Annotated in this window: 4 protein-coding genes and 2 pseudogenes; all 6 read right to left on the bottom strand. The window is 58.6% G+C overall.

Features of this window, described 5'->3' with window-relative positions; genetic code table 11:
* Positions 1-431: 431 nt before the first annotated feature.
* On the bottom strand, positions 432-2,963 hold the full coding sequence (locus tag IEX32_RS19945) for a TonB-dependent siderophore receptor (protein ID WP_229736525.1): 2,532 nt from the start codon (positions 2,961-2,963) through the stop codon (positions 432-434).
* 284 nt (positions 2,964-3,247) lie between these two features.
* Positions 3,248-3,707, bottom strand: a pseudogene (locus IEX32_RS19940) (transposase); the annotation flags it as partial.
* A gap of 175 nt (positions 3,708-3,882) precedes the next feature.
* A complete protein-coding gene (locus IEX32_RS19935) occupies positions 3,883-5,175 on the bottom strand; it encodes an MFS transporter (RefSeq protein ID WP_188773284.1) in 1,293 nt (430 codons plus the stop codon).
* Positions 5,168-5,413: a hypothetical protein gene (locus IEX32_RS19930; RefSeq protein ID WP_188773283.1), complete on the bottom strand. Its 246-nt coding sequence runs from the start codon at positions 5,411-5,413 to the stop codon at positions 5,168-5,170. The genes IEX32_RS19935 and IEX32_RS19930 overlap by 8 nt, the downstream gene beginning before the upstream one ends.
* Positions 5,414-5,627: 214 nt before the next feature.
* Positions 5,628-6,227 (bottom strand): nitroreductase family protein, encoded by a 600-nt coding sequence (locus IEX32_RS19925; RefSeq protein ID WP_188773282.1) that lies wholly within the window; start codon positions 6,225-6,227, stop codon positions 5,628-5,630.
* A 650-nt stretch (positions 6,228-6,877) separates the two neighbouring features.
* Positions 6,878-7,090, bottom strand: a pseudogene (locus IEX32_RS19920) (transposase); the annotation flags it as partial.
* Positions 7,091-7,238: the final 148 nt, after the last annotated feature.

The following is a 7,238-nucleotide window of genomic DNA, read 5'->3' as shown; positions in this document are numbered from 1 at the left end:
CCCTCCCGGGTGGCCGGGAATTAATCGGAATAGTGGCCGGCATCATCTCGGAATCCCGGCCGGGATCATTTCGGAATAGTGGCCGGGATCACCTCGGAATCCGCACCCATCGGGCGTAGAGACTACAACGAAGTAAGATCACACAGCGATCGGGACAAACCGCCGGTATCGCTGCTATCCGCGTCGCTGCACAAGGCCGGCCGTGACGCAGGAGTGCTGGATCGGCTCCGGCCAGGCGGTCCAGAGATATAGTGTCGGATCAGTGGCAACCTCTTGTTCCATGGAACGACTCCTAGACGTGGACCTACAACGACCACATCATGGCACAGCTATGCGGAGGCCGTCCGCCACATCGGGTCAGTAGCAGTGCAGTCACGTGAAAGCCGCTAGAGCGGGGCGTTCCGATACGCCCCGCTCCCCGAAGTCACCGGTCAGAATGAATATTTGACCGACGCCCGCCAGATCCGCCCCTTGCTCGGCAACGCAGCCTGGTTCTCGTAAATGTCAGCGACCGGCGTGAAGTAGAGTTTGTCGAACAGGTTGTTGACATTCACACTCAGCTCCCAGGCATCCTTTTTATAGAAGGCCGAAAGATTCGACACATAATAGCTGGGATAGACCACGGCGTTCGGAAGGCTGCCCGAGGTCTTGCTCGCATAGGTCACCCCCCAAGTAACGCCAGCCTTGCCCCAATCATGATCGTCCGTAGAGTAGCTCGCATACAAGCTCCAGACGCGCCGTGGGATCGCCGTGTAGGTATAATCGCCTTCGCGGCCCGGTATCAGCGTCAAAAGTGTCCGCAGCGACCCGCCTGCCATGGAAATCAGGCATTCTGGAGTCTGGCCGCAAAGAACGGAAGGGGGAATAAAGGCAATAGTGCTGTTGGGACCTTTGATCCTGGTCTTCTGGAGGTTGCCCGCGAATGTGAAGCTCAGATTGGAGGTCGCCAGCCACCGCATCTCAAGTTCCTGCCCCTTGCCTGCCGTAATGACGCTGACCGGAGGAAGCCCAAACAATTGAGGCCGCGTTTGAGAATAGTAGGCAAAAGATCCAACCAAGGTACCGTTCAGCAACTGAAACTTGAACCCAACCTCTTTCAGCTTTGAGTCTAAAATCCATCCGCCATTTCGGACCAGGTTTGGCGCAATATCGCCGGCCTGATTGTATATCAGAGCCGCTGACTTTGCATAAGTTACATAAGGCATGATCCCAAACGGCGTCTTGTAGCTCAAGCTCGCGGTATAGGTGAGCTTGTCGGCTGAATCCCTGACTGGAGCCGGATTCACAAACGACCGGATGCCCGTGTCCCTCGTATTCACCTTGAAATTGTCGAATCGTCCCCCGATGGTGAGCGACAGACTGTCGTACAGCTCTATGTCGCTGGTGATGAACGCGCCATAGTTGTTCACCTTCGAGTGAACGTCGTTTTCCCAACCGAGGCAATTGGGTGGAATGCTGTCGTCCGTGATGCCCTCGTCAAAGGGACCGCAAACGCTGTCCGTAGGTGTGGCGCCGACGGAAATATCGCGGCGATTGAGTGCGATCACACCACTGTTGAAACTTTGCATGTGCCGGCCCCACATATAGCGGTTGCCGACACCCGCGATGGTCTCAATCGTCAACTTGTCGTCAAACAGGGACGACTTGTTTCTGAAGGTCAGCCGCGCTTCGGCCACCCCTCCGCGAACCCATGCAGGATAGCCATAGCTGACAAAGCGCTTGTGGCTGAGGTGACTGAAGAACCCTTCAAGCTTCAACCAATCGTCGTTCTCGAATGTCTTCGTAAGGCCAGAATAGATGGTAGGCGCGGTTGTTTTTGAGAGATCCGCCTCCGAGATATAAACGGTGCGGGGGCTTAATTGGGTGGTGCCAACACCACTATTCAGCGGAAAACGCCCATCGGTGACCAACGAAGTGCCATTATATTGATAGCCAAGTCCGCCCCCTCGAAACCCCGCGGCATTGGTGTACGTAAGCGCCGGGTAAGGCGCGCCGTTGATCCCGCCGCCCTGAACGGTCTGGATGGCCGTGAGATAGGGCGCCCCTGGCGATGCGGTGAGCGCGGTATTTTGACCGGTGATATAAGTGCTGTTGTCGATCAGATCCTGAGTAAGGCGATTCCACCCAACAGTCTGGGTTTCCCCGTCTGATTTGTACAGCATCCCGTCAAGTTCGTATGACCAGTCGCCCGGCATGTCCAAGGTTAGCGACATTTGCCCTACAAAACGCTCAGGGCTGATGCCGCGATAAAATTGATCGCCATGATCATATTCAAGATAGGTATACAGGCCGCCGTCCGTGTCCCCCAGCCTCAAGGGCAGGCCAAGCTCGCCCACCAGCTGGTAGCGATCATAGGCGCCATAGGTCGCCGAGATCGACCCTGTGGGGGATGTTATATATTTCCCTCCATCGCGGGCGGACTTCGGCGCAATATTCAGGAAACCGCCGACCCGGCCGGCGCCATAGATCGGCGAGGGCGGGCCGCGCACGATATCGATGCGGGAAGCCGCAGCCACGGGCGTATTATAGCTGCCGTTATTGGCAACAAGCTTGAATCCCTGGAAATAATTTTCAGCGAGCGTGCCGCGGATGTTGAGCGCTCCGGCGACGCCATAGTAGGTGCCCGTAAAGGTGCCAGGCGAAATCTTTGCCAGCGCATCCAGGGAATCGATGCCGTAACGCGATATTGTCTCGTCGCTGATTAATGTGGCCGACCGGGAGGTCTCGAGAAGGGGTTTATCGAAACCGAGCACCGTCGAACTTGGTTTTTTTTCCAGCAATCCGACCTTGTCCGCCGTTACAATAATGTCCGAAACCTCGGCGACGTCGCTATCTTTCTCCGGAGACTCTTGGGCGTGAGCCACACCGGCCGCCGCCATCATGGAGAACACGGATGCACCACAAAGTACTTGGCGCATTAAGGCATCGATAGGTCGAAAAGTGCGCTTGGTAAGATTTGACATTTCCTCTCCCCAATTAAAGCGTTCGCTCGCTGAGCGCCGTAACGCTAACGGCAACCTACCCTGCATTATGATTTGCCGTCTTGAACTTGGCCCCCCGATCAGTTGGACACCTCGAAGAATTCCTGGATTTTGGGTGATGGGCGCGGGATTGCGCAAGTTGGCGTTTCGGGGCTGTTTTTGCTGATTTTGCGGCTTGGCAGGCTATTTTAGGGTCATTTCCGCGTCATGCGGACGCAGTTCTCCTCTCAAGCCAGATCAGGCGCTGGAAATTGTCGGCCAGGTTGGCGATGCCTGGGCGCGGGCACGATGGTCGCATCGAGTATCTGGCCACCATGGCGAGATGACCGCGACCCTTGAGCGCCGCATCGAAGCGCGCGAAGAGCTTGTCGATCGCCTTGGCCTTCACCAGGCGCTCGCGGAACAGCCAGACCGTCGCGGCACCGGCACCGTGCCGTCGAGACCCAGCCCGAGGAACCGCTGGAACGACAGCCGGTCCCTTGATCTGGAACTCGCATCCTTCGCCCGACAGAGTACAGCGCCTGCAGCACTACGATCTTGAACACCAGCGCCGGGTCGGAGCGCTCCCGCCCGCCCTTGCCGCGCGGGAGCGCCGCAGCGCCGCAATCAGCGGGCCACGGAAAACCTCGAGGTCGACAATCGCTGACAGCCGTTCCAGCGGATCGCCCGCCGTGCTCAGCGCCCATAACGGTTCGAAAGATCAACGAAACCAGCCTGTCCCGACATAACTACCTCCGCCACCAACACGGCAGAGTGAATCAGTCTCGAGCTTCAAATGCGAGAGATACTCGACCGGCCTATAAATGCTTTCAATCCCCTGATGTTCTCCGGCGGGTGCGCAATAGCGTGAAGCGGCGCGCATAAGAAGCGAGTGCCTGCAGGCGTGGCATCGAAGGAGATGTCAGGCACGGGCGGGCGCGGCCTGGTCGGCCCGCAGAGGCGGGCGCATGATTGCCGCTGCCAAGAAGATGAGGAAGTTCACGCCCGCGAAAAGCAGGAACCCGGCCTGGAAATTGCCAGTCGCATCCCGCAGAGCACCGCCGATTGCTGGACCCAGCGCCGCCACCGCGCCGGTGAAAGCGACCGCGGTGAAAATCTCCAGATTGTGCGTTACGCCGAAATAGTTGAGTAGCAGCATGACCGTAGCGAATACCGTGAGCCCGTAGCCGAGTCCCGTAGCCAACGCGTACAGCAGCAGCATCGGATAGTTGTCGGCGAAGGTCAGCGCAGCGGGGCCCAGCGCCAGTAAGAACAGGCCTGTCATTAGGATGTAGAGCGGGTCAATTCGGTTACCGAGCACCCCGCCGAGGCCGCGCGCGAAGGTCTGGACGAGCTGCTCCAGACTCAACATCGCCACCGCGGTGGTCACTGCGACGCCCCGCTGGCTAAGATGAGGGATCGACAGGCTGGATACCGATATGGCAACCAGCATGTGGCTCATATAGGCCGCAGCGAGAATCCAGAATTGGGGCGCGCGCAACGCCTGGCGGAAGGTCCAGTCGACCGGCGTCCGCCAGATGGCGGGGTTGCTCTTCGGGTCGCGGCCCATGGCAGAGGCAGACTGCGCGCGCTGCATGTCCTCGTTCAGGCGGGCTGCGCCACCGATCATCACCGTACATATCGCGCCCCAGAGGAGCATGTTGACGGCATGCACGCGCCAGACGGTTCGCCACTGATCGCCCGTGACGTCGAGCACGCCAAGCGCGATGATCGGGCCGCATACGCCGCCGAGCGCGAAGCAGGTGAAATAGATGCCGATCGGCAGAGAGGGTTGTGGGAAGACCCTGCCGATCACGTACGTGGACGGGATGATCGACATCGTCTGGTAACCAATCCCGCACAGCACGGCGCCCAGATAAAACAGCCCGGCGCCACGCGCCTCGCTGAAACAAAGCATACCCGCCATCATCGCCAGCGTGCCGGCGACGAGCGCCGCGCGAACGCCATGGCGGCGGATTAGATAGCGGGGAAAGTAGGAGGACAGGCCGGTGGCTGCGCCCAATATTGTGAATCCGAAACCCGCTGCAGTCCAGCCCCAGCCAAGTTCCTTGACCATGTACGGCAGCAGAACACCCAGCGTTGTGAAGGCGGCCGCATTGACCCAGAAGCTGGCGACGCTCATCGTACCCAGCAGGATCCACGGGCGGAGCGTGCTTTCGGCGCCGTCCGCCACCCTTGCGACGCCTTCAGCCATCTGCTGTTACGCTTGGTGCAAAAATGAGACCGGCAGCCTTCTCTTGGACGGCGCGAATATGGCCGTTGAAGCGAATCTGCCGCGCGTCTTCCAGCGCGAAGGGCGGCCCCTCGACCCCGGAACGGCCCGGTGGGTTCAATAATGCTGCAACTGAAAAACAGTGCCGCATGGGCGCGCGGCTGAGGACCGGCGATTGTGCAGCCCAAGCAAGATCAGTAATGGGTAAGTCTTTCTTCAAGACGTCTCTTCCCTGCTGCCGCGAAAAATAGGTGACCGGCCGAGCCTAATGGATTAGGCGAGATGGCGCTACGAAGCAGCTACCCGAAAACTTGTCTCAGCACGCCTGATCGGTCCTGAAGGAACCCTACCGGTCGCGGATGACGAAGTCCGCTAGCTTGCCCGGCCGTAATGCGGTCGATGTCGGCGGCATTGAGCGCGTCGACATTCACACCCTAATTTTTGAACCGCCCCAAAAACGCCATCGCTTCAAGCGGCTTACGATCGCTTGGAAATTCACGCTCTTTCAAACCATCTGGCAAACTTTCCTTTTCCCCAAGCAATCCAATCGCGATTGCGACGTCCACCTTGAAGTGCTCGGGCACCTGGAGGCATGCGCGCGCTTTCTCTTCATCGAAGCCCACAACTGCGTGGGCATGATAGCCGAGCATGTGGGCTTGCAGCGCCATGGACATCCAAGCTGCACCTGCATCGAAACTATGAGAATAGTTCGGCTTTTCCGGCGACCCCATTTGCGTCTCGCTTACGATAAAGATGAGAGCGCCAGCGTCCTTCGCCCAGCTTCTGTTAAAAGGATTAAGCACATCCAGAAAGTCATTCCAGATTTCGCCGTGATCAGGCGTCGCATCGCGATCAGGCGTGGCATAGAGAAAACGCCAAGGCTGGTAGTTATAAGAAGACGGGGCCCAACGGCCAGCATCCAAAATGGCCCTGAGATCGCCCTGTGGAAGTGGGGATCCATCGAATGCTCTGGGCGACCAACGCGCAAGGAATATCGGGTTGAGGTCAGTGTTTGTACTGCGGTTGGTCGTCATATGAGCGTCCTTCTGTAGTTGGACAATTTGCCAAAAGCTCGCAGAAGCTGGCGAGGTTCATTGTGCCCAGCCTAAAGGATCATACGCCAAAGCGCTACGAAACAGCTACCAGAAGACTTGTCTCAGCACGCCTGATCGGTTCTGAATGCACGCGACTTCCCGTCACATGCAATATTCACCAATCAGTGAGTCTATTTGTCGCAATTTCGGTAAAAGAGCGTTTTTACTCTGCTCCCCGATACCGCAATTTTCCAATCCCTCCGTAGATTCCCAATCGTCAGTCGAGCACGACGACGAACTTGCCGAACAAGGCCGGAGGCGAAGCGCCGCTCGATCAAGGGGCGGATTCCGCCCACATCGACGGCGCGGTTGAGGTTCTCGGCCATGAGTCGACTGCCCACCGAGACGCCGCGCACGCTTGCGGACTTGGCGAGCAGTCCCTCCAGGCGCGGTGGTTCGCCTTTGGCCATCACCCCGATCAGAGCGACTTCGCCGCCATAGGCCACCGCGGGATCAATTGAGTGAGCGTGCCGCTGCCGCCTGTTTCGACGCCATGCTTGTCGCCGCCACCGTAACCGTCCGATTGCTCTTGCTCTTACCCACAAGTGCCCAATGGGGGTCTTGAGATGCGGGCGCCCTCGACGAGATCGGCGTGCGCGTGGGTTACCGGCCTTGGTGATCCCTGCCCGCCTGACCCGCTCCCCGGTCGAACTCTCGGACGGTACAAGCTCCAGATAGGCCATCAATTGCCGAGGATTGTCGAACCGGCGCACATCGCCGATTTCCACGACGAAGGTCACGGCCGTCATGAACGCGACCCCGCGCATCGCCTGAAAGGCTGCGACGACCGGAGCCATCGACCATGAGGCCGCAGTCTCGGTAACCTGCCTGGTCAGCCGTTGGAGACTGTAGCGCGACAAACTGGATGAGGTTTGCGCGTCAATCAGGATGAGAATGTGATTGTCGCGGCGCGTCATTGAGTGCCGATTTTAATTGCCGCTGGCAAGGCTG

The sequence above is a fragment of the Novosphingobium endophyticum genome, assembly GCF_014640675.1.
GTDB lineage: Bacteria > Pseudomonadota > Alphaproteobacteria > Sphingomonadales > Sphingomonadaceae > Novosphingobium > Novosphingobium endophyticum.
Note: the sequence above shows the minus strand (reverse complement) of the source record. Positions and strands in the feature narration are given on the sequence as shown.